13 protein-coding genes and 3 pseudogenes are annotated in these 23570 nt (G+C 58.2%); 13 read left to right on the top strand and 3 right to left on the bottom strand.

The window, feature by feature from the left end:
• Positions 1 to 378 precede the first annotated feature (378 nt).
• The 3 genes and pseudogenes from panB (BRA1253DRAFT_RS29575) to BRA1253DRAFT_RS29585 all read left to right on the top strand — a co-directional run bounded on the left by panB (BRA1253DRAFT_RS29575) (position 379) and on the right by BRA1253DRAFT_RS29585 (position 5745).
• Positions 379 to 1250, top strand: a pseudogene (panB, locus tag BRA1253DRAFT_RS29575) (3-methyl-2-oxobutanoate hydroxymethyltransferase).
• A 94-nt stretch (positions 1251 to 1344) separates the two neighbouring features.
• Positions 1345 to 2117, top strand: a pseudogene (gene panC, locus BRA1253DRAFT_RS29580) (pantoate--beta-alanine ligase).
• Positions 2118 to 4497: 2380 nt separating this feature from the next.
• A complete protein-coding gene (locus tag BRA1253DRAFT_RS29585) occupies positions 4498 to 5745 on the top strand; it encodes a serine hydrolase (protein WP_007600470.1) in 1248 nt (415 codons plus the stop codon).
• Positions 5746 to 6362: 617 nt separating this feature from the next.
• Here BRA1253DRAFT_RS29585 and BRA1253DRAFT_RS29590 read toward each other — a convergent pair.
• Positions 6363 to 8048, bottom strand: coding sequence for an MFS transporter (locus tag BRA1253DRAFT_RS29590; RefSeq protein WP_007600472.1), 1686 nt, complete (start codon positions 8046 to 8048; stop codon positions 6363 to 6365).
• A 1573-nt stretch (positions 8049 to 9621) separates the two neighbouring features.
• On the opposite strand from BRA1253DRAFT_RS29590, the gene BRA1253DRAFT_RS29595 reads away from it, so the two are divergent.
• Entirely contained in the window at positions 9622 to 10194 is a 573-nt protein-coding gene (locus BRA1253DRAFT_RS29595; RefSeq protein WP_007600474.1) for a GNAT family N-acetyltransferase, read from the top strand.
• Between the two features lie 868 nt (positions 10195 to 11062).
• On the opposite strand, the gene BRA1253DRAFT_RS29600 is transcribed toward BRA1253DRAFT_RS29595, so the two are convergent.
• A complete protein-coding gene (locus BRA1253DRAFT_RS29600; RefSeq protein WP_007600478.1) occupies positions 11063 to 11599 on the bottom strand; it encodes a MarR family winged helix-turn-helix transcriptional regulator in 537 nt (178 codons plus the stop codon).
• 574 nt (positions 11600 to 12173) lie between these two features.
• Here BRA1253DRAFT_RS29600 and BRA1253DRAFT_RS43880 point away from each other — a divergent pair.
• The 7 genes and pseudogenes from BRA1253DRAFT_RS43880 to BRA1253DRAFT_RS29635 all read left to right on the top strand — a co-directional run bounded on the left by BRA1253DRAFT_RS43880 (position 12174) and on the right by BRA1253DRAFT_RS29635 (position 18814).
• Positions 12174 to 12323: a hypothetical protein gene (locus BRA1253DRAFT_RS43880; protein ID WP_157158645.1), complete on the top strand. Its 150-nt coding sequence runs from the start codon at positions 12174 to 12176 to the stop codon at positions 12321 to 12323.
• Positions 12324 to 13119: 796 nt separating this feature from the next.
• A complete protein-coding gene (gene panB / locus BRA1253DRAFT_RS29605) occupies positions 13120 to 13992 on the top strand; it encodes a 3-methyl-2-oxobutanoate hydroxymethyltransferase (protein ID WP_007600482.1) in 873 nt (290 codons plus the stop codon).
• Positions 13993 to 14005: 13 nt separating this feature from the next.
• The gene (panC, locus tag BRA1253DRAFT_RS29610) at positions 14006 to 14857 is read left to right on the top strand and encodes a pantoate--beta-alanine ligase (protein WP_007600483.1); all 852 of its coding nucleotides are present in this window, start codon (positions 14006 to 14008) and stop codon (positions 14855 to 14857) included.
• A 481-nt stretch (positions 14858 to 15338) separates the two neighbouring features.
• Entirely contained in the window at positions 15339 to 15539 is a 201-nt protein-coding gene (locus BRA1253DRAFT_RS29620; protein WP_007600485.1) for a hypothetical protein, read from the top strand.
• A gap of 424 nt (positions 15540 to 15963) precedes the next feature.
• Positions 15964 to 16185: a hypothetical protein gene (locus tag BRA1253DRAFT_RS29625; RefSeq protein WP_007600487.1), complete on the top strand. Its 222-nt coding sequence runs from the start codon at positions 15964 to 15966 to the stop codon at positions 16183 to 16185.
• 334 nt (positions 16186 to 16519) lie between these two features.
• Positions 16520 to 16862, top strand: a pseudogene (locus tag BRA1253DRAFT_RS45530) (methyl-accepting chemotaxis protein); the annotation flags it as partial.
• 1178 nt (positions 16863 to 18040) lie between these two features.
• Entirely contained in the window at positions 18041 to 18814 is a 774-nt protein-coding gene (locus tag BRA1253DRAFT_RS29635) for a polysaccharide deacetylase family protein (protein WP_035995511.1), read from the top strand.
• A gap of 894 nt (positions 18815 to 19708) precedes the next feature.
• Here the strand turns inward: BRA1253DRAFT_RS29635 and BRA1253DRAFT_RS29640 are convergent.
• Entirely contained in the window at positions 19709 to 20224 is a 516-nt protein-coding gene (locus BRA1253DRAFT_RS29640; protein ID WP_157158646.1) for a MarR family transcriptional regulator, read from the bottom strand.
• 606 nt (positions 20225 to 20830) lie between these two features.
• Here BRA1253DRAFT_RS29640 and BRA1253DRAFT_RS45535 point away from each other — a divergent pair.
• Both BRA1253DRAFT_RS45535 and BRA1253DRAFT_RS42060 read left to right on the top strand, forming a co-directional pair.
• Positions 20831 to 21700 (top strand): hypothetical protein, encoded by an 870-nt coding sequence (locus BRA1253DRAFT_RS45535; RefSeq protein ID WP_007600492.1) that lies wholly within the window; start codon positions 20831 to 20833, stop codon positions 21698 to 21700.
• 1224 nt (positions 21701 to 22924) lie between these two features.
• Positions 22925 to 23248, top strand: coding sequence for a PilZ domain-containing protein (locus BRA1253DRAFT_RS42060; protein WP_083870056.1), 324 nt, complete (start codon positions 22925 to 22927; stop codon positions 23246 to 23248).
• The last annotated feature ends 322 nt before the right edge of the window (positions 23249 to 23570 follow it).

A 23570-nucleotide genomic window follows, 5' to 3' on the forward strand; every position in this document is an offset into this window, starting at 1 on the left:
CAGGGGCGCTCACGCCCTTCCATTTCCTTTCGCTCTTCCTGGCATGGATCCCGTTTTGTTTGTTGGCTCTGCCCGCGGTCGGCCAAGCGCATGGTAAGCGATCCCCGTATGCCGACAGATGAGTGCTGCTCGCGAGAAATGAAGATGGCCGTGCGCTGATCGTCCGCCTTTTCGTTCGGACCGAGGGATGATCCTTCGGCATAGCATGACGAGTAAGATAGGATTTGACGACGCGACCATTGGGAATGTTATGAGGGCTGGCGCCCGTCGTAAAAAACTGCATCCTTTCTTCCTCTCGTGTTGACAGCTTCCTCTCGGTTTGCCTAGGAGGCGTTCAACCCAACAGTTTGTGGTGACTGCAGGACCAGGATTCTCAACATGAGCCACATATCGGAGCGACCTGTTGAGCGGGTCACGATTCCAATGCTGCGGCGGTGGAAAAAGGAGCGGCGGCGTGTCGCAATGACCACTGCCTACGATGCGTTTACAGCGCGCATTGCCGATCCCATCGTCGATATCATCCTGGTTGGAGATAGCGTTGGCAATGTCTGCCTCGGATTCGACAATACCCTGCCGGTCAGCATCGCGATGATGAATCATCACCTTGAGTCAGTTGCGCGCACACGGCCTCAAGCGTTGCTGGTCGCCGACATGCCGTTTCTTAGCTTTCACCTCAGTCCGGAGGAGACGATCCGCAATGCCGGAGGTTTCCTCCAGCGTGGTGCGGATGCCGTAAAGCTAGAGCGCGGTGCCAAGCGTATCGAGATGGTGCGCGCATTGGTCGATTGCGAAATTCCCGTGATGGGCCATCTCGGCCTTACTCCGCAGAGCGTCAATGTCATGGGCGGGTTCAAAGTGCAGGGCCGGATCGCCGATGACGCCTTGCAGCTACTCGAAGACGCCCATCGTCTGCAGGAGGCTGGATCCTTTGCCATTGTCCTGGAGGGCATTCCGGCCGAGCTCGCGGCGCGGGCGACCGAATCCCTGACGATTCCAACCAGTGGAAATGGGCGCCCGGCCGGCGTGTACGGGCCAGGTGCTGGTATTCCATGATCTGCTGGGCCTGACGACATGCCGTCGTCCCAAATTCGTTCGCGCCTGCAGACGGCTTTCACCTGCTGCAGGACGCGCTTTCGCGCTGGGTTGCGGAGGTTCGCGACGGCTCATTTCCGGGACCGGACGAGTCCTATCCGCTTCCCGACGGCCTCAGCGACACAATCGCAAAATGGGCACCCTCCAACCGGACGTAAGGCACGATATGCGCACGATCACGACGGCCACTCAGCTTCGCCACGCCCTCCTCGAAGCGCGTAAGGCCGACAAGTGGGTTGGGTTTGTCTGACAATGGGCTATCTGCACGACGGCCATTTGGCGCTTATCCACGCGAGCAAGGCTCAATGCGATATCACCGTCGTCAGCATCTTTGTTAATCCCACTCAGTCCCGTCCAAATGAGGATCTCAGCAACTATCCACGCGATTTCGCGCGCGATGCGAAACTGTGCCGCGACGCCGTGGTTGCGATCCTCTTCGCTCCGGATGAAGCTGAAATCTACCCCGGCAATTTGAAACGTTCGTCGAGTCCGGCGAACTCGGAAAGTCGTTGGGTGGAGCTTTCAGGCCCGGGCATTTTCGGGGTGTCGCAACCGTCGTCTGCAAGTTGTTCAATATGGTCCAGCCTGATATCGCGGTTTTCGGGCAAAAGGATTTTCAGCAATGCGCAGTCATTCGTCGTATGGCCGCTGATCTCAATCTTCCGATCGAGATCATTACCGTGCGAACTGTGTGAGAGCCCGACGGCCTCGCAATGAGTAGCCGCAATCGATATCTGTCCACAGAAGAGCGTCGGCAGCCGTGGGCTGTTCGCCGCAGCGGATGAGTTTCGTTCAGGAGAGCGCGATGTTGATCGACTGGTCGCGATCGCAAAGAGACATTGGCAACCGTCGATCGACTGGTGTACCTTGATCTCGTCCAAGCTGGTACCCTCAAGCCTGCCGAAAGCCCTTTGCGGCGCACTGCGGCACTCTGTGCCGCTGCCTTCATCGGCTCAACCCGACTCATCGACAACGTTATACTGTCGTGCCTAGCGCTAGGGCGAAATGCAAACGAGGATCGTTGATGTCCTGAGTCATAACGAAATGGCTCGAGCCAGCAGAATTTCGGCGTAAATTCTACGTTCGTTGCATAATCTGCACTTGAAACTCACTATGCCGTACGACGCCGCCTAAAGATGCGGCTTCTCGCAACTGCTCTCCATGCGCATGACTGGACCATTCACGAGTCCTGAGCGGCTCGCGAAGTGCGCCTCATGGAGTGAATTCGAGAAAAATGGGAGACCCTCGATGCCATACTACTCTTTTGATCTCGTGTGGCGAGGAGTACAAGAATCAAGGGGGTCTCTGATCGAGCAGAGCAGCTTGCAACCGAACTTTGTATTAAACATCCGGAGCTGAAGGCGAGAGGCTATGCGGTTCGGGTTACCAGCGCTGAAAACGCCGAAGTATATCGTAGGCCACTCGATCCGACCCCTTCATAGGTGCCAAGAGCGTGAATATAAGAGTAGGCTTTGCAAGAGTCTTACGCGGATTGAGTTAGCCGATTACAGCGTCCCCTGGGCTGCCGTGACTCCGCGACCTCAACGCTCGTCGTATTAAGCACGACTTGGCAGCACACACGGTACGCCGGCAACATTGAAGCATCGCTAGTACGCATCGCTTCGCGCGCCAAATGCCGCTGTTGTTACGGCTCATTCACTTTTCTTGTTTGCGAAAAATGGCCGTGCGAAGCTTCGCACGGCCAAGTCAGGGAGGAAACGCCCCAAAGGGCGGCTGAACGGAGCACAAGATGAGTAGATCTACTCATCGATAGCTCCCTAGCTGGCGCAGACGTCGTAGAACCGCGCAAGCCGAATAACCATATACTCTCGTGTTCGCGCTGGTTGTCGGCGATTTTCCCGCAGTCGTCGCTCGATTTATGCGCAAAGTTGCTTCGATCGCACGCATTGCGTCATTCGCTTGGTGGTTCGCATCACCAGGCCAGTGCTCAAGTCGTGCGGCTGTAAAGGCCGCGACCTTGACGGCGACGCTGGTCTGAGGACGAAAGAATTGGTGTGTGATAATGGTAAAGTGAAGAGAAAACTTCGCGAAAGCTCGCTCGCCGGCAGACGCATCCAAGCAAATGGCAGAGTCCAAAGCCTGGCGATTCTAGGTTCGATTGCATCCTGTGTCGGTGCAGAAGTTTGCGGGAAACATCCTGGGCGCTGATGATCGTCCAAACCCGTCCATTGAGGCCGGGCTCAGCTTGATTCTGGGCGAGGTACCGAGCGCAGAGCCTCCGCCACTGAGTGGCCTTCCAGGGAGCACCATGAGTGATGAGCGCAATGGACTAGAGCGCGGCACCGCCGCTGGTCCACCAGCCCGGTGATCGGCATTTGCAGTCCGAGGACGACTAACCCTCCGGGTCGTGTCTCGGTTCGCCATTCTCGATGAGCAAATCCGCCACAGCCTGATGTTTTCTTTTGAGGCCGTGTCTCTCTAAACTCCGACAGTGCTGCCCGTCAGTGTGGCACGAGGCTCCTCACCTGAGAGCGTTGATCGCATGAGACCTCGCGCCCAGCTTGAGGTCGACATCGGATTTACCCGACTTGACGCAGAAATCCGGCTATCGGAGGGGCCACATTAACGAAATCCAGCTCAAGCGGATTGATAATATGCGTGTGAAAAAGGGCCTTTCGACCGCAAAGCGTGCCGAATGAGAGTAACTCCTTCTTGTCGGGTGGCGAGCTCGAGGCGCGCACAGAGCTGCGACATGCGATGCATCGCTGGCCTGAATCTCCAATGCGCCGTCGAAAACGCACCAGCGCATCTGCGGAATGCTGCAGCACTTCGGCGTCGTGGCCCCAAGACCTTTCACGCCGGCCTCTATGTTGAAATGGAACTGCCGCTGGCCCCATTCGTGCCAGCGATCACAACATGCGCGGCTCGATGGCCATCGGCATCGCACTCGCCTTCCACCGGCTATCCGACAATTCCGCGAGGCGAGGTGCGTGTGTTCTTCCCGCCGCCCGCGCAGGCGGACCCGCTCGGTGGGCGCGCGGTAAAGGAGGACGAGGTGCGAGCCGGCTTCGACCGGGCGGTTGGCTTTCACGAGTCGTATATGCATACGCCCACATTGGGAGCCTCCGATGTCCTCATCGGTTCCATAACGGAGCTCCCCTCGCGTGCTTCCCTGGTCTGCTATTCAGGAAATCCGCCGAAACGGCAGGGAGCGCTGATGCAAATCGTTCTCGCGACCGCCGACCGCAGAGGCCCGCGACCACGCTATGGTGCAAGGGGCTGCTGCAGGCCTCGGCGGCATTTGATCAGCTACAGCCATGGGCGGACAGCGCCCGCGGTGTGGACCAGAGAGCGCCACACAGAGAACCAGAAAGCGAACTCATGAATGAAACAGCGCTGAAGCTGCATGCAGCTATTGGCAGCATAAATGACCGGGGGCTGTAGATGGGCGTGCTCGAATTCAACGGAAAGTGCTACCTCGACGGCCACGCGTCCGATCCGGGCGAGCTCGGTTGGATGCAGGGTGCGCAGCCGCCACCGGACAAGCGCATCACATTTGACCGCTGCCTCGATTTCCCGCAGATTCGCTGGTCGCTGTCGCACATGCGTGAGCTTGCGGCCAGCGTCAACGTATGGCGGGGGCGGGGAGGGCCGTCGCCGCTCGAGCTTAGCGACAGAGCCGCCGACATCGAAGCCCTCACCTTCGACGACAAGAACGGCCGAAGCCGCCGCTTTGACGAGGCGCTCTACGACACTTACACCGACGGCATCGTGGTGCTGCACCGCGGGCGCATCGTGTACGAGCGCTACCTGGGCGCGCTCGAGCCGCAGTTGCCTCATGCGTTGTTTTCGGTCACGAAGTCGTACGCGGGAACATTAGCCGCGGCCTTCGTGCGCGAAGGCGTGCTCGATGACAAGAAGGCGATCCCGCACTATCTGCCCGAGCTGCGTGGAACCGGCTGGGAAGATGCCACGTTGCGCCAGGTGATGGACATGCAGACCGGTCTGGCGCACTCGGAAGATTATGTCGATGAGAACTCTGGCGTGAACGCGTATGCGCGCGCCTGCGGCTGGCAGCGGCCGATCGGCTATGACGGGCCGCAGACCATGTGCGACTACCTGCGAACGGTGCGCAAAGAAGGCGCGCACGGTGAGGCGTTCGCCTACAAGACCGTCAATACGGAGGTGATGGCCTGGGTGATGGCACGCGTGACGGATCGCTCGTTTGCGCAATTGCTGCATGAAAGGCTCTGGTCGGCGCTCGGCTGCGAGGAGGATGCTTACGTCAGGGTCGATCCCGCCGGAACGCCAATAGCCGGCGGTAGCCTAACCGCAACCCTGCGCGATGTCGCGCGCTTCGGTGAGCTGATGCGGCGCGAGGGCGAGTGGAATGGAAAGCAGCTCATCCCCGCGTCCGTCGTGGACGACGTACAAAAGTGCGATAACCGCGCGCAATTCGCGAAGGGGGCCCCGTGGCTGCCGGGATACTCGTACCGCAGCATGTGGTGGGTGACGCACAACGAGCTGGACGCCTTCGAAGGCCGGGGCATCCATGGCCAGCGCCTGTACATCGCGCCGAAGGCCGAGATGGTCGTTGCACGCCTCGCGTCGCATCCGCTCGCGGAGGCCAACGGCATCGAGCCGATCACGGGGACACAGTTGCTGGCGCTCGGGCGTATGCTGCGCACATAGCCGACATGGCGGTGGCGGGATCGGGTTACGTGCACCGACCCGAGCGCAATTGAGGACCAGTGCGATGCTGACCCTCGACGAGGCGCATCGCGCGGCAGAAGTTCACGAAGCGCGGGCCTTGAGAACCGACTGAGGTACATGGATCCCCGGACAGTTCATTGAACTCGACACGTCCAACTCCATTCACTTCAGGCCCGTCGCAAACGTTGTGTCAGGTGCAGTCCAGGTGCTGCCGCGGTACTTTGGACAATCCAGACTCCAAGTGCTACCGGTGCTATTCGGATCGCGCTGTAAAGCTTTAAATAAGCGTCACCCGCAGCGTGTCCGTTGCCAGCCTCGTGACGCTTGCACCGACTCTCGTGTGGGCGAAAAATTGCGGCGTGGACGCCGTTTCGAGCCGCATGGCAACGAGAATGGATTGGTCGGTGCTTGCTGTTGTGCGGGTGTCACGGGCACCGGCTAAGCGAACCCGATTTGGCGATGATCTCCCGCGCGAGGCCGGAAACAAGTACCGGCTTCACAAGCGGAGCCGGCTCGATGGTCTGAATCTCAAATTGCTCCGGCGATTCTGCGATCCAGAGGCTTGTCGCGCTTAACGCTTGTCCACGTAGCCGCGTCTACCGGCTCCTGCCGGGGGTATTCTCATGGAGCAGGACTTCGTTCTCGAATCTGTTGGGGGTATCGTCCTTCCAGCGTACCGATCCAAAGGGGCGCTCGAGCATTCGACGAACGCGTACAGGATCAGGGCCGATGTGAAAAGCTTCCGCTTCGCGGTCCAGCGCGCGCTCCGATCGCGTCGCACGATTACGCTGCCGCAGGTAGTCAAACCACGTCGGGCAGTGATAGCGCTCCGTCCAGGATTCCGGGTCGGCAATGTCGCGCGCTATCGACCATCCATATGCTCCGTTACGCTGACGTGACAGCTGCACTGCCTGCATCGCATTATGAAACGCTCGTGCATTCTCCTGTGCAACTCGATATTCAATCTCGACTACCAATGGGCCGCTTCGGCCGGTCAACGCCAGCTGCACGTTGGGATCATCGAGCAGTTCGGCTTCTTCACCGCGCGCGCCTACGCGTGGCATGGGTAACCAGAGCCCCAACAGAGGCGAGAGCAGCATCAGCGCGCCCGACACCAGGAGCGCAGTTTCGACGCCAGCGGCGTCAGCCAGGCTGCCCCATCCCCAACTACCGATGGCAACCCCGCCCGATCCCGCCGCCTGATAAGCTGCGAGCGAACGTCCGGCAACCCAGCGGGGCGCCGACAGCTGCACGCCCACGTTAAACAGCACCCATGCTATCATCCACACGGCGCCGGCCAGGATCAGCGCGGCCGATGTCAAGATCAGGCCGTGGCTCAGCGCCACTGCGATAAGGCTTCCACCCATCGACAGCGTGCAGGCGCGAATGGCTGCCTCGCCACTCAAGCGCTTGCGCATTTCGGGGATGTAGAGTGCACCGATTACTGCCCCGAGGCCAAAGGCGCTGAGCAAGAGGCCATATGTCTGCGCGCCGCCATGCAGGAGATCTCGTGCAACTATCGGCATCAGGGCAAGGATTGCGCCGCCAATTACACCGGTCACCATGGAACGGACCAAGACAATCTTAATCGAAGGGGAATTCGTAATGTACCGAACGCCGGAAACAATCGCGCGACTGAACTGTTCAGGCGGCAGCCGCGAAGGCTGCGCTCCGCGTTTCCATAGCAACAGTGCAACCATTAGCGGTAAATACAGCAGCGCGTTTAATGCGAATGCAGCCACTGCGCCAGCGGTCGCAACGACGATACCGCCGAGCGCTGGGCCGATGCTGCGCGCGATATTGTAGCTGACACCGTTCAGTGCGACGGCAGCGGGCAATGCGTCGGGCGGCACCTGCTCACTTATTGAAGATTGCCACGTTGGATCCATCAGCGCCACGCCGCTGCCAACGATAAAGCACAACGCCAGCAACAGCATCGGTGTCACCATGTCGAGCCATGCAAGCGCTGTTAGCGCACTGGCACCGGTGAGTGCAACGCCAAGCGAGATGAGCGACACGATTCGGCGATCATGCATGTCCGCAATCGCGCCGGCTGGCATTGCAATCAACATAACCGGAAGCGTCAGTGCAGTCTGGACGAGTGCGACCATATCGGCCGACGACGTCATTTGTGTCATCGCCCACGCAGCCCCAACGCTGCGAATCAGAGCCCCCAGATTTGAGAGAAGGCCCGCCAGCCAGATGCGACGAAAGGTAACATGGTGGAGCGGCGCGGTGATGCCGTCGCCGCCAAACGTCTCTGGTTTACGCGTTTGGCTCATATCAGCCCCTGCCGTGCCTCGCTGGACCGAGGAGTCCAGAGTTGAGAAGGAGGCACGATGATGCGCAGCTTCTGGCCAGGATCACGTCCTGCGCGGTCGTGGGCATCATTTTGGTAGTCGAGCCGCTCGCACTGTAGTTGAACATCGTAAGCCACGGTCGCTCAACGCTTGGGTCATCAATTTACCCAGGAGTTCAGATTGTCGATGAGTTCTCACATCTGGATAGCTTTGAACATAAATGAATCATTTGTTGGGGCGCCACTCGCATACCTCGTCCATGCGTGCTGAACTCTCAGCAATTGCTAGATTACCGCACTCGCGATGCAGAAATCTGGCGTAATATAGCGATAGAGCGTCGAAAAAGCGCGCGCACGGGAGGCGGTGCATCTCGCTCGGGATGAATCCTGAAGAACCAGTGTCAACTCCGATCGTCGCTCGAGCAGGGCCTCGCAAAACAGCGGACGGTTGGATGAACTTCCAGATAAAACGGCGCAAACTATTGTGCGCGGGCCAAGATCGGGTGCCGCCGCACAAAATCCATACTGACGGGGAATTCTGCCATTAAAAGGCGCTGATTGACAGCCGGCGGACTCGTCGACTTCGCCCGCAACTGGATGTGAACCTGCTCAGATCATCACATTTTCGGCAGGTGCCATCTTCAAGCTCGACCGAAAGCTGGATTGCAAACCTCTTTTGACTGAATAGCGCCATCCAAGCGCTCGGAAGTCCATTGGCATAACTGATGCGCAGTCTGCGCAAGATCGAAAGTTAATCAGCTTCGTTAGTTCGTCCGTGTCTTAATTGTACGATCATTTGCGTGCACTGAAAAGCGTACCTCAGGGGGAAGATAGCAGCCGATCTGACTAGCCCGCGACAATTTGGGAGGCGTGGTGCGACAGTGGCGATGGCCCGTGTGGATCACCGCAGAATTGCTCTGAATTGTCTGAGTAGCTCGTGTTCGCAGTGCATCGACGTGAGGAGGGTCTATCGTCATACAACTGCCCCGCATCGCGGGATTGAGAGAAGATCAGCAGCCGACTCGCGAAAGGAGGGCCTATACGCGAGGCCATCAGTGTGGAAGGACTGATTGAGACAGTGAAGCGTTGCGGGCGTTTTCTAACGCGACAATAAACGATCCGTTCGCCGTCAATTTAAGAAAGCGGTTTGTCCAATTGCGGCGAAATATAGCTTGTCTTTGACTCGCGCGGTCGATCTTTCTTTGAGAGTATCAATTAGCTATTCGCGCTTGAGGGAATGGAGCGCTGCTGATCTGGAATGGCTTCTTCGCCGAATGCACTATCATTGAAGTTGTGTGATGGGGGCCTGTTGTTGATCTAATCGTTTCCTGTCGGCCCTAGAATCGCAGATCGCGAGCGAGCACCCATCACTGCTCCTTCACGATCTGCTGGCGACAGTTTCAGCCACGAGCAAAGCGAAAGGCTTATCGCCTCTCAATGGTGTGAACAAAGGTGTCATCTGACGTTTAATATGGCGGCATATCTGCTCTGGCTCAATGCTGCGGCAACGTTCTTGCTCCGACGCAGCGGGCGGACTGGGTGAAGGAGAATTTGAAATGGTGACCACACGTGAAGTGTCTCTCGATGACGCTGGAACGGTGACCAAGATGGTTGCTGCCCTGCTTGCTGAACTTAGGGCCGGCCACACGCAGCCAGTACTAGATGAGCAGCTAGTCGCCGACCTCCTCGCCATGAATGAGCGCGTCTCAGGATTTCTAGCTTTTTCAGAGGAATGCCCGGTCGGCATCATCATGTTGTCGGAAAGTGCTGCGCTTTTTGCGCGCGGAACCTACGGCATCATTACTGAGCTCTACGTCGTCCCGGATCAGCGGTCGTCTGGGGTTGCGATGCGCCTCATTAGGGCCGCGGTGGGCCTGGGGACGACAAAAGGCTGGGGCCAACTTGAAGTGGGAGCGCCCAATCAACCGATGTGGAGCCGCAGCCCCAACTCAGCATTGTACCTGAAGGCCGGCTTTGCAGAGATCGGGCCCCGCCTCAAATTGCCGTTGCATGACCTCGCCAGCCGACGAGCGCAAGCGTGCCCGCCAGCGCCATCGCAGTTGGATCCTCGGCGCCGACGTGCACACCGCGGCAGTGTCCCGAATTCGTCCGCTGCAAAATTTGCTTGAGCGTCGACGATTGTTGCGTCGATCAACTCCTTGCGGAGCGAGAATCACGGACCTTCCAATCTGTGAATTCTGAATCCCAACAGATCTTAGGGTACGTTGACCCGTGGCATGGGCGCGGTCGGTCGCGGTATGAAGCCAGTATGGTGCTGACCGCGTGCCGCCAACACGACTACAAAGGTCACAAGGAGAATGAAGAGGCCGCGCATTCGACAAGATTGGAAAAAAAACTGTATCGCAATTGTGAAAGGGCTCACAGCAATGCTTTCGCAATGAGTCAAGGGGGCTGCGAAACCTGCAGCACAATAAGACGCAGCGGATCTGGTTCGCGAAATCCGATAAATGATATCCCGGTTGTCTCACCGCAAAACGGCTAACGTCGTCGTGACTACGACGAAAACATGCTTTCTTTCCCGACAACGGAAGGAATTGTGCGTCGGATTAGAACAAAAAGTCTGATCACACAATGTAGGGAATGCAACGGCGGCTGCATTTGCTTATATAGCAATCGAGGACGCCATACGGAATCATGCCGTTATTTCGGGCAGCCTCTTGGCCTTGATCAGCACCGGCATCGCACTTCTCGGGCTCTAACTTGCTCGCGTTTGTCTTGATTTAACGCGCGATCGGGCCTTCGCCCGGTCGCAAATCCGCGCCGCAGCTCCGCGGACAACTCTGGCCTCACACCGAATCCGTCTTGGTCGGCCCAAATCGATTAGCTCCCAATCCACAAATGGTAACTTTAGTCCGTCGCCGCTGCGACTGGCCGGCCGGCGCGAGGAGCCGATGTGCTCCTCATGATGGCGGTGCTTCACACGAGGGCATGCGGCCCTCGCATAAGCAACAGTTGACGATCCAAAGCGCCTCCGTTCTAACGTCGGCGCCTGCCTCGGGCTGACGCCGCGCCGGTGTCCAGTTCGGCTTTCAGGCGAGCTCTCTCGAGCCGCTTCCCGAGCGCTGCAAGTCGGCTAGACAGTTTCGTCAATTCCTCAATGCCAAGCTCACCGAAAACGAATTGATCCAGTTCCTCCTGTTGTGCAGCGATGTTCGCGAGACGCTTACGGGCTTTGTCCGTTAGCGACAGCTGGACGACCCGAGCATCCCAGATACCGGGCTTGCGCCGCACAAATCCGACTTTCTCCAGCGCCTTCGAATGGAGCGTGATGAAGGACGGGTCGACTTTTATCAGTTTTGCGACCACGCCGGCCGGAGCACCGCCATCCTTGTCTAAGTCCATCATCGCCATCAAGATCGCCAATTGTGTTCCACTAATGCCGAGTGCCTCAGCTCGGACGTGAAGAAAATCCTCCAGACAGACGTTCAGGGATCTGATCTCCAACGTTAATCGCCGCACCAGCTTCTGACTCTCAGCAGGGCCATTTCCCCCTTGCGTTGCTTGCTTAGCCAAATGCGGTGCCGCCGAATGTTAGGACCCTGCTCAAACTCGTTCGTGCTGACAAGATTCAAGACAGGGACAATTTGTTGGGCCTCACGCGCTTACTTCCGTCGATTATTGGAGATGCCGAGAAGTGGCCCGAAGTATGTGGCTCCCAGCGAGACCCTCGGCCTACATGTCGGCAGCTACTGCTTGGCACCCTATTGGCTTCACCAAATATAGTAGGCTCGCCGAGATGCACGTTCAAAAAGAGACCTCAATTCGTAGTGTCGCGCACTGGCGCGACACTACATCACTTACGCTCCGGCCACAGGCTACCGCCAATGCGGGAAGAAGCGTTCGGCAACGGGCTCGAATGTCTTTCAAAAATGGGGCGGCTCTGCACTTAACGGATATCGCAACTTTGCACAATCGATGCGGTGTAATTCATCAAAAACGATCGCCCCAACGCCGAATTCAAGCGCCATCGCAGCGTTGAACCTCGTGTGTTGCCGCCACGAGCGGGTGTTGCGGCCTGACGAGCTAGAGGATTTCGTTCGTCGGCTGTCCGGCTATCCAGCCCTTATCCCTCGCGGCTTGATGCCTCTTGCTCGAATTCACGGACGCGGGCCCGGAGGCCCGCCTGTTCGCCAAGACCGGCACCGGCAACCGGCAGGGTCACCGCCGCATCGCCGAGCCCGACTGGGCGGCGGTCCACTGCGAGCTCAAGCGCCGAGCCCGGCGGATATCCGCGTAATGCCGACAGGAGGCGAGGAATGCGCAACAGCCCTCATAGTTCACACCACGGCTCAGTAAGGTGCTGCGCGATATGCGGTGGAAGGTTCGGGCTGATCCGTTACTACTGCTAGCGAACGGCCCTTTGCTCCAAGAAATGCATCGACCGCTTCAAGGCGCGGCGGGAGGCCGACCATCAATGGTTTCGCTGGTTGCGAGCGGCTTAATACATGGCTTAACGGAGCCACACTGTGAAATTCATACTCGTGAATCAAAGGATCCCGCGCGGCGACAGAACCTGCGCCGAATGTTCTCGGTCCTTGGGTCCGGGTTACGTGCGAGAGGTGGTAACGCGGAGAGAATATTGCAACTACGACTACTACCGACGCTGCCAATGGACATCGCCTTCCCGTACCTTACAGCGCGTGCCTAATTCCAACACCGAAAGATCTCATTCCTCTTGGGCTCGCAGCCTTGCTGGGTGCGGCTTCGTTCTGGTTTCAGGTTGGGGCGGCCTCGATGTCATGGATCAACACAGCCGCATGCCAACGAGCCGTCCACGGCTGAGGGACCTCCCTCGGCTTAAGCTGGGCTGAGTCGCGCGGTGTGCGTCAGCGTGACCCAAAGCCGCCCCGCATGAAGAAAGAACGGCTGAGAAGTTCTTACTTGATGATCGCGCGATCATTGGAGGCTTTGATGCGTCTGTCCGTGACCTTGGAGAGATAATTTCCTTTTTTCCTTTTCCCCATTGACGGCTCACTCTCGCCTTCCCAAGGAAGCGCCGACTCCAAGCATGCGGGGGTGGATCGGGATCTAAGATGAGCCACATTTCAGAGCCGCCTGTTGAACGCGTCACGATTCCGGTCCTGCAGCGATGGAAGGAGGAGGGGCGTCGTATCGCGATGACCACCGCTTACGACGCGGTTACAGCACGCGTCGCCGATCCGATCGTGGATGTCATCCTTGTCGGGGATAGCGTCGGGAACGTCTGTCTTGGGTTCGATGATACGTTGCCGGTGAGCATGGCGATGATGAACCATCACCTCGAAGCCGTTGTACGCACAAAGCCTCGTACCTTGCTTGTAGCCGATATGCCCTTTCTTAGCTTCCATCTCAGTCCAGCGGAGACGATACGCAATGCCGGAGGTTTCCTGCAGCGTGGCGCCGACGCTGTCAAGCTCGAGGGGGGTGCCAAGCGTATCGAAATAGTGCGCGCCCTGATCGATTGCGAAATTCCTGTGATGGGCCATCTCGGCCTGACTCCGCAGAGTGTCAATGTCATGGGTGGGTTCAAGGTGCAGGGCCGGAGAGCCGATGATGCCTTGCGCCTGCTCGATGACGCCCACCGTCTACAGGAGGCCGGCTGTTTCGCTCTCGTCCTGGAGGGTATTCCGGCCGAGCTCGCGGCGCGAGCGACCGAATCCCTGAGGATACCGACCATTGGAATCGGTGCGGGTACTGGCTGCTCAGGCCAAGTGCTCGTCTTTCACGATGTGCTGGGATTGACTGAAGGTCATCGCCCCAGATTTGTTCGCGCCTATGCCAATGGTTTCCAGTTGTTGCAGGAGGCCCTGTCGCGTTGGGCAGCCGATGTCCGCAACGATGCATTCCCGACATCGCAAGAATCCTATCGGCTTCCTGAAGGCCTTCGCGACACGGTCGCGAACTGGACACCCTCCAATCCAACCTGATGTAAAGCACAACATGCAAACGATTACGACGGTCGCAGAGCTTCGTCGCGCGCTCGCAGAGGTTCGCAGCGCCGATAAACGCGTCGGACTTGTGCCGACGATGGGCTATCTACACGACGGCCATCTGGCGCTGGTCGCGGCCAGCCGGACGCAATGCGAGGTCACCGTAGTTAGCATCTTCGTCAATCCCACTCAGTTCGGGCCAAAAGAGGATCTCAGCACCTATCCGCGCGACTTCGTGCGCGATCAAGAGCTGTGTCGCGATGCCGGCGTTGCGATCGTCTTTGCACCGGATATACAGGAGATCTATCCGGCTCAATTTGAGACCTTCGTCGAACCGGGCGAGCTCGCAAAACCAATGTGCGGAGCTTTCAGGCCTGGCCATTTTCGTGGGGTGGCGACTGTCGTTGGCAAGCTGTTCAACATGGTGCAGCCGGATGTCGCTTTTTTTGGACAAAAGGATTTTCAGCAATGCGCGGTGGTGCGCCGCATGGCAATTGACCTCAACCTTCCAATTGAGATCGTCACCGTACAAACCGTCCGGGAACCGGACGGGCTCGCGATGAGCAGTCGCAACCGCTATCTAAGCGAGGAAGAACGTCGGCGCGCTCTTGCCATCAACCGTGGGCTGTTCGCCGCAGCGGATAAGTTTCGCTCAGGAGAGCGCGACGCGGAACAGCTGATTGCGATCGCAAAGGAGCGGTTGAATACGGTCGATCGACTGCAGTACATTGAGCTTGTCGACGCTGATACGCTCAAGCCCGCCGAGAGTCCTCTGCGGCGTACCGCTGCACTATGCTCCGCAGCCTACGTCGGCTCGACGCGTCTGATCGACAACGTGATACTACAGTTGCCAACTCCTTAGCGTTACTCACAACCATACGACGGAATGAGCTCAGGAATACTGATGTTTGCAATGAATGGGTGTTTTCGTGGACGAACAGTTTTTGAGGGACCGGGCTCGGATTATTCGCGATCTAGCGGACAAGGCAGACCCCTTCATCAGAAAGAGACTGCTGGACCTCGCGGAACGGTATGACAGACGTATTAGCCGCCCATCTCAGGCGATGAAGATGGCAGCCACGGCGATTTCGCCGACCAGCACAAGCGCGTCATCGATGCGGTAAAGTCCATCGAAACGTAAGCGCGATCGAGGCTGGCCAGCCGCAATCGAACAGCCGGCACAAGCCGAGAAAACGTGTGTTGGGAGAAGCAGAAAGAGAAGGTGGAGACCGCTCTGTGGCGTGGCGCGGCAGTCGCAGATATCTTACCCGATCAAACACACTTGAACCGCGAAACGCGAAATGGGCACTATCTTCCTCACTAGGAATGGGGGAGATCTTTAAATGTTGGATGCCGCTACCACCGCGCTTCTGCGCGCGATCCTCGACGAGGTCTGCGAGAGCCTTTCCCCGTATGATACCGGCGCCCGCACTTACGTGGCCTCGAAGATTGTGGAAGCCGCCATCAGAGGTGAGACGACGCCCGACCGCCTCAAACAAATCGGCCGCGAGGCCCTTTCCGAAAGACCGACCATGTGGAGGTAGACCTAGACAACTTGATGTTGTCACTCAGTTGAATTTCCAGATCACAAGATCCTGGTGAGCTATCTGGACGAGGCCGCACCGATGCTGAGCTTAAGCGTGACGTGGCCATTTTGGGGATCTCATGCCTTGCAGCGTTGGCTCAAAATCGACGCCATAACCGCGCGGAAAAACTTTGCATTCTGCTAACCTGGCGCAGATTTTCGCCGATGCGGTGCCATGATTAGCAAATTGCGCTTTTAGGAAGCCGATAAGTGTTACTGCAAGAGATGCTGATAAGCCGACCCTGAAAACCGACTTTCTTGTCGGTAGAATCGATGCGGCTCCTAGTTATCTCTCTCCATACCGACTGGACCATCTGACGAAGCCTGAGTGGAGGTAAGGATGCGCCCCAAGGGACGAATCCGATCAAATGGGAGACCTTCGGATGCCGTACTACTCTTTTGATCTTGTGATTGACGAGGAGTACAAGAATCAAGGCGGCCTCATTCTCGAAAACATCGAGGTTGCCTCCGACCGAGCGGACCAGCTCGCGACCGAACTGTCTATTGTGCATCCGGACTTGAAGGCCAAAGGCTGTGCGGTTCGGGTCACCAGCCCCGAGAACGCCGAGGTCTATCGCACGCCACTCGATCCCGTCCCGTCATAGATGAGACGTCAGCACTGAGCGTCGGCAGCGGCGGGCGACACTCGAAACGCTAGGTTTGGCTTATGGGAGGGGCGATCGCGCGGCCACGGCGAAGCGCCGTGACGTTCGCAGACAATCGATCTGTCGAGGTCATCTGCGGGCCATCGCGTCGACATAATGGGGCGCGAGATGGACGAGTAAAGATTCACTGCTTACTTGACTTGGTCGCGTGAACTTAAAAGGGAGCCCCGATGAGGCGACCGGGGCCTGGCCTTGTGTCCTAACAGCGTTCCACGCGTTTTTTCCGTTAGAAACCCGCTGAATCCTGCATATCGACCGGCACCTTTTTGGATGCGGAAAAAGGACGGTCGCGGCGGAGCGAATCGGCAGCGTGGTCCAGCTGATCGCCGCGATCGCGCGGCAAACCAATTTGCTCGCGCTGAATGCGACGATTGAAGCCGTGCGCGCCAGCGATCGCGGCAGAGATTTCGCGGTTGTCGCCCAGGAAGTGAAATCGCTCGCGACGCAAACCGCGCACGCGACTGTTGCGATCAGCGAGCACATTGGCGGCATTCAGGCCGCAACGACAGAGTCGGTCAGCGCGCTTACTGAAATTTGGCGTCATCATCGGCCGCATCTCGGACATCGCCATGACCGTGGTCGATTCGATCGGAGAACAGGAGGCGACCAGCAAGAAGCACGAACTAGACAGCTACCCGGGCAGGGTTCAAGCGGCTTAAATCGGCGTGTCACGTCGCAAGCTCTTCACCCCTGAAATTTGACCTTTCTTCCGAAGCCAAGTTGCCCATCTGCTCTCGGATCGGCGTGTAAATGCTAGGTGTTCCATCAGACCGAGTCTCTTAGAGCTGCAAACGCGAAAGCGCTGAGCAATTCCTGCGGTTCTCATGCGCGGTTTCTTTATCTCCGCCGCAAGACGGCGGAGCGAGCCGTAACCACGCTGGAAAAATGCTTTCCCTCCTAACAACAGCAGGAATAATGCGCTGGTTTTGAATATTAATTTATGTGCTGACCGGTCAAGCACGTAACGCAGCGATTGCTGCTCTCTCTTCTGCGGTGCAATCGAGGGTATTTCATGCGCAATCATGACCTTGTTTCAGGTAGCTTCCTGGCACTGACCGCGGCCGGCCTCGCGCTGCTCTGCTCGAGCCTGCTCGTGTTTGCCTTCGCTTAGCGGCTGCATCCGACGACGAGGAACCGATCGACATCGAGCATATGGAATTTTGAGCCGATGGTCGTGCTGCGGTGACGCTGAACGTCGGCATCCAGTAGGCGTTCTGCAGCATTGGCGGCTCCGCGGCAAAGCCGCCGTTTCTAAGCGGTTCGATCGATATCATGTCCTCTGGGAGGAAGATCGTCGCCTCATGAAGGTGACGGTATTGCAGGTCAATCGCTGTAATTGTCGGTCCCTGGAGCGCCGTCGGCACAAGCCGACAGTCGTTGGTGAAATCCGTCGACAAACAGCATCGGAACGCCGAATTCCGGCGGCAGTGCCGCGCCATTGCATTAATTAATATTGCCATATGGCTACTGTGCAGGTCGGACGTGACCATTGCACGAGCCGACGTTTGTGGAGACCGGCAAAGTACAATGGCGGCGGCTAAACCAATTTCAATTGGACGAAGCAGCAAATGATCTGGCTGCAGACAATTTGATGCGCTCGGGAGCGAAGTAGTCCGATCTGAGTGCAGGTCCATTGCGGCGGATCAGCTAGTCCGAAATGGGAACGAAGCGGCTGAAACCCCCGGCAGGCTAATGCAACTCCCGCTAGGACGGCAGGACTATCTTGTTTAAGGCCGCAACCAGACACCCGTCCGGGCACGACCTTGACGGCAGATTTCTGCACGGTTGGACCTTGCTGCTCGTGAGCGCCACGACCGCGCTGTTTGCCGGCGTCACGGCTGCGGGCGCGGCCGACTGTTCGCGTAAGGACGCGCTCGGGACCTCGCGCGTGCTCGCCGTTGACGCCAATACTTATCCGCGGGTCGGACTGAAGAGCTTTCCCCAGACGCTGCCCTTGGCCGACCACGAAGTTGTGCTGACCTTCGACGACGGGCCCCAGCCGCCGTACACAGAAGAGGTGCTGGCGGCGCTCGCGCAGGAGTGCGTCCGAGCCACGTTCTTCCTGGTCGGCAAGTCGTCGGCCCAATTTCCCGATCTCGTGCGGCGCGCCGCTGCGCAAGGCCACACCATAGCGCACCACACCTGGTCGCATTCGATGGCGTCGAAGATCAGCTTCGAGAAGGCAAAAGAGGACATTGACCGTGGGATTGCGGCCGACGAAATGGCGCTCCATGGCGTATCGACGGTGGCGCCCTCGACGCCGTTCTTCCGCTTCCCCTATTTCGACTCGACCCCTAAGACACTCGAGCTACTCCAGTCTCGGGGCATCGTCGTGTTCGGAGCGGACCTGTGGGCCAGCGACTGGGAGGAAATGACGCCAGACCAGGAGCTGAAGCTCATCGCCAGCCGGCTGAATGCCAAGGGGAGGGGGATCATTCTGTTTCACGACGCCAAGGCACATACCGCCGCGATGATGCCCGCCTTCCTACGGTACCTGCACGACAACGGCTATCACGTCGTTCACATTGTTCGGACGGCGCCGCTGCAGACGAATGCCGACACGCATTGATGCCGGAATGTCACGGCGGGCGCAGAATGGGATAATCCCTTGGCGTTTGCGCGCTGGCAGGAGTAATAGGCGCGCATAGCCCGGTAGCTTCGTCGTGCAGCACTGCCTGATTCTGGGATGGTAGAAGCCCACCGCTTCATCGATGACCTGCTTCTGCTGAAATGCCGCGACCGGCTCACGCTGTAACGCGTGTCCGCAAGCATTAGAACAGTCTTCTTCCAACAAACAGATCGTAAAGTGATCCAAGTGAACGATAGGAACGATCTCGCGCGACACGGCCCGACGTGCCCTCAGAAAGCATTTAACGGCAATGCGATGGCAGGCCGTGAACCCGGCTCGTCAGGACGGGACGTTGTCTATTCGAAGAACACGAGAGAAGCCGGCCTCAATCGCGAGCTCAACGACCAAGTTACACGCGTTCGTCGGGCGTCCGTGATGTTCTTGATCGCGCGGCAACAAATGGCGCGTCCGATGAGAAATTAGAAAAACTGATTACCTACACACTACCAAAAACAGTGTGCTTTGGACTCGCGCATTCCACGCGTCTCTGAGACCATTGATCTCAGGCAAAAAGTCGGTCGAGGGCGCTCATGATGCCCAACAACATCTTCGACAAGGTGAGTGAGTCAGTTATTACCGCGGGCCGATGAGCGTTCCTTCCGCGACGCGCGCGGCCATTGCGATGGGACCGTCGAATGTGATTGCTCGAGACTTGATCCGGCAAATCGTTGGTCGGCCTGCCGCTCGAGCCTTTTACGACGGGGAGTAGATCAAAATCCGTGAGCCCGTTCGCAAGCGGTCAGCCTCGCTCCTGCAACGTCCGCGCACGCGTGAACGGGTAGCGAAAGATGCGTGCAGATCTTTGTCGTCGCCGTTGGATTGTTTCAGTTTATCTCAGGATTGTAGTTCAGCCTGCAGGCGAGCTTTTTGCAGCCGATGCCTGACTCCGCTGAGGCAGCTAGCCAATTTGGCGAATTCCTTAATGCCGAGATAATCAAAAACAAACTGATCGATCTCTTCCTGCTGTGCCGCGATGCTTGCAAGACGTTTGCGAGCGTTGTCTGTTAGCGACAGATGTACGACTCGGGCGTCCTTCGTGCAGGGCTCGCGCCGCACAAACCGTTTATTCTCGAGCTCCTTCGAATGCTTCGTGATGAAGGCCGAACCCACCTCCATTAACTTTGCAACCACGTTGACCGGAACCCCGTCATTCCGTTCCAATTCGGTCAGCGCCATCAGGATCATCATTTGCGGTCCAGTAATACCGAGCGCATTCGCCTGGAAATAGCGAAGTTCGTCCAGACACACATTGATAGATCTGATCTCCCACGTGAATCGCCTAAGTACATGCTGACCCGCGGCAGAGCCCTTTCCGAGCCGTGTTGTTCGATTAGGCAAATTCGGCGCCATCGGATCTTAGGAGCTCCATCGTTAGACTGTTCCGCGCCAGCAGAGTTCAACAGAGAGGATTGATGTTTGGTTGACCGACTCGATCGGCCACGCGCTGGATGTCAGCTCGATGAGCTGCAGTCCCCCGCTCGCTCCCGATGCTACTTCTCGATGGAGCTCCAACGCATACGTCGCAACTTCACACAATCGCGGTGGTGAAATTCTTCAAAAACTTGCTTGTAAACGCAGAAGTTAAGCGTCGCGACAAGGTCAGACGTAATTAACTGCCACCACATAGCCAGAAAGCGCGAAGACATCGCTTCCCACAGCCCATTCAAGCTCCGCGCAATCGGTGCGTACGAGCTGAATGGCGAGACACTGCCATACGCTTGAAGCGCTGGCGTTCGTCAGAAGAACAACAGGGCAACTAACACCCCCGCTTTCTCGCGAGCTTCACGCGTCGAGACGAGGCACGTCCAGATCCCGCCTTCGCCGAGTCGTTCTTCCTTGCCGTCGAGACTTGATTACTCCCGCCGGCTAAACCCGGCGCGACAATTCACCATAAGATGACTTCGCCGTCCAGCGACCCTCCGGCCGATTGCCGGACCCGGTCGCGACCGCGGCATCGTGTTCCAGCAGTATGCGCTGTTTCCCTGGCGCACCGCCGCGCAGAATGTCGAGTTCGGGCTTGATATCGCCGGGCTCAAGGCCAAGCAGCGGCAGCGCCTGGCCGGCGCCCGCGGCCATTGGGTGATTGCCGGACCGGAGCGGATGCCACCCCGTTCCAGCGCCTTGTCGCGCAGGACACCGCCCAGCGCGCTGACCTCGACCTGGCCCTGGGGACTGCGGTCGAAGGCGCTGCCCAGACCACACCGCCGGAAGAGGTGCGGGCCCGGCGCCGGGTTGGGACGGGCCACCCGCAACACGTTGCGGGTTTTGTTGGCGGGCGCCGTGGCGCTCGGCCTCACGGCCCCGGCATTCGCCGAGCCGCCGCTCGAGAAGACCGAGATCCGATACCAGGGATCGGCCGGGCAGGTGACGTTTATCGAGCTAGCCGAGGACCTCGGCTATGTCGCGCCGCTCAAGCTCAAATGGGTCGGTAACACGATCAGCGGGCCGCAGGACATCCAGGCCGTCGTCACCGGTGATATCGACATCGGCGGCGCACGGGCGCCGAGAGCCGCTGACCAGCGTGGAAAGCCCGGCATCGCCGGTTGTGGACTGGATCCACGCCGCGGCCCGCGGGCTGGCTGCCTTCGGGCACCGCTCGTTGCTGCTGATTGCCCTGTTGGCGGCGCCGCTCGCAGGTTCCGCGCTGGCCGCCTGCGTAACCATGCTGTTCGGCGGATCAGTCAGAGATTGCCGCCGATCATCGACTTGTCGTTTTTCGACGCAAACAGCAGCACCAGCATCAACATCCCCGCGGTCGGCATGCCGATATCGATGTCGATGTCGACCACGGTCGGTCGCTGTTCGCGATCGGTGGCAGCCGCGTAGTCGCTGCTGCTGCTGGCATCACCTCACGTTAGAGGTGCTCTTTCGAGGCTCCGGCAAAAGATGATTTTTCCTCCGCGGCTTTTCCAATCCCGCGGGGGCGCTTCTGAGTACTCTTGCCCACCCCATTCACCCGGCACTCCGGTGGACACGGCTGCGCAATCACGACGGTTAGGCGTCTCGCCCCTCGTAAGGCGCCGGATTAGCCAGGGCTGAAGATCAAGCAGAGCAGGATCGCCGCCACGACCAATGTCCAACCGATTGACGTGGGGAGAGCCCATACTTGGATTGGCATCGGACGAACTCTCCCGACGAGGCTAAGACACCGCTGGCGGGGGACAGCGGCCTCTTGAAGTTACCTCAAACCCTGTTCGAGATAAAAGCCCTTACTTGGGGACCGCCAGAATCAAAAGCCGGACTCGCAACTTGTGAAGTCAAAAACGATTTCAGACCTATGTTCTTTCGCCCGTGCCTAGACTATTGTAGAGGCGTCCATTGCGCACAGAGGGCGATCGAAAGTGAGTAGTAGCCATCGGCGCTCAAATTGGACGGCATCAGCCTAGTTGTTTACGAAGCCAAATGGGCTTTGCGTCGCGATTGTGCCGCGCCCAAGACGTCTCCGCGTTCGACAGTCCTGCTCTGCATCTGAACGCAGGTGCTCTACTCTACTGCCGATTAGCGATCGCGTCCCCTTACGCGCCACAGGGTTGAACGGTGCGGGATTGCGGCGCACTGCTCGCTGATTGTGCTGGAAACCAGCGGCCCATTGGGAGACCAGCAGGATTTATGCGCCGTATTTGAATAATCTTTCATGATGAGCCGGCGAACCGAGGATTACCTGATCTCTACTCCTCGCCAAAATTGAGTTCGTTCATGGGCATTGTTGATCTTATCAGCAGCAGCTTCTGGTGCCGTCGGCAGCTGGAGTTGCGCAACTCTGCTTCCGCTCGTCTTCACGTAAAGTGAGTTGGTCGGTCGTGTTGCCATCTTTGTAGACCTCAATCGCTGTTGTCCCGGAGCTTCTCCAACTACGTCGCTCAAGCCCGCACGAACCATCTTCGGAAAGTGGTGGCGAGAGCCGCGTCCGCTTTCAGTATCTTTGCTATCGGATCAAGCCGACAGATATTTTGCCTCTTGGTAGTTGTCATTTTCATTTGATTGCAGATGCGAGGCCAGATGAGGAGCAATTTGACTCCGCTTCGCCCGGTCTGGACTGAAAGCCATTGGATGTATGGATGGGATAAGCGAAAATCAAAGCGCGTTCGCTTCGAGCACGAGTACCGGGCAACGCTTTTAGGTTTGGACGGCACGTGGCGACGCGATTGCATTCTCATCGACGTTTCCGACACCGGAGCACGTCTTCGAATTGATGGATCGACAGACGTGCTCAAAGCTCGCCAGTTCTTCCTGCTGCTTTCAACCGTCGGATCAGCTTACCGGCGATGCAAGTTGATTCGACTGGACGGCTCGGAAATCGGAGTCCAATTTGTAACCAGCCGGAATACTCGCTCAGGGCTAATAGCCAGAGAAACCAAATCCGGTTCGAATTGATTCAACGAGGAGGGTCTTCCCCCCAAATCACTCCTAGGTCGGCGCTACCTGGCAACGATGCCCTCATCTGCGAACTCATCGTAGGGGGCGGTCCATCGGGTATCGAACCCTTATGCGATTGCCTGAACGGCGCCCGAGAACATGCGATGCGACGGTCTCAGGACGTAGTAATCCCGTAGCGTCGCACCGGTATAGCCGTTCCGGAACACGCCATATCGCCGCCAGATGGGCACCACCTGCTTCGAAAACAGGTCGAAACCGCTAGATAGGAAAAGGTCGGATGACGTTGAACTCGTCGGCGGCGCCAGGCTCTAACCGGGTC

This window comes from Bradyrhizobium sp. WSM1253 (assembly GCF_000244935.1).
GTDB lineage: Bacteria > Pseudomonadota > Alphaproteobacteria > Rhizobiales > Xanthobacteraceae > Bradyrhizobium > Bradyrhizobium canariense.

Excerpts from the sequence above, each read along its gene's own strand:
- BRA1253DRAFT_RS29585 (WP_007600470.1), top strand. The coding sequence starts at position 4,498 with ATGGGCGTGCTCGAATTCAACGGAAAGTGCTACCTCGACGGCCACGCG.
- BRA1253DRAFT_RS29590 (WP_007600472.1), bottom strand. The coding sequence starts at position 8,048 with ATGAGCCAAACGCGTAAACCAGAGACGTTTGGCGGCGACGGCATCACC.
- BRA1253DRAFT_RS29595 (WP_007600474.1), top strand. The coding sequence starts at position 9,622 with ATGGTGACCACACGTGAAGTGTCTCTCGATGACGCTGGAACGGTGACC.
- panB (WP_007600482.1), top strand. The coding sequence starts at position 13,120 with ATGAGCCACATTTCAGAGCCGCCTGTTGAACGCGTCACGATTCCGGTC.
- panC (WP_007600483.1), top strand. The coding sequence starts at position 14,006 with ATGCAAACGATTACGACGGTCGCAGAGCTTCGTCGCGCGCTCGCAGAG.
- BRA1253DRAFT_RS29620 (WP_007600485.1), top strand. The coding sequence starts at position 15,339 with ATGTTGGATGCCGCTACCACCGCGCTTCTGCGCGCGATCCTCGACGAG.
- BRA1253DRAFT_RS29625 (WP_007600487.1), top strand. The coding sequence starts at position 15,964 with ATGCCGTACTACTCTTTTGATCTTGTGATTGACGAGGAGTACAAGAAT.
- BRA1253DRAFT_RS29640 (WP_157158646.1), bottom strand. The coding sequence starts at position 20,224 with ATGGCGCCGAATTTGCCTAATCGAACAACACGGCTCGGAAAGGGCTCT.
- BRA1253DRAFT_RS42060 (WP_083870056.1), top strand. The coding sequence starts at position 22,925 with ATGTATGGATGGGATAAGCGAAAATCAAAGCGCGTTCGCTTCGAGCAC.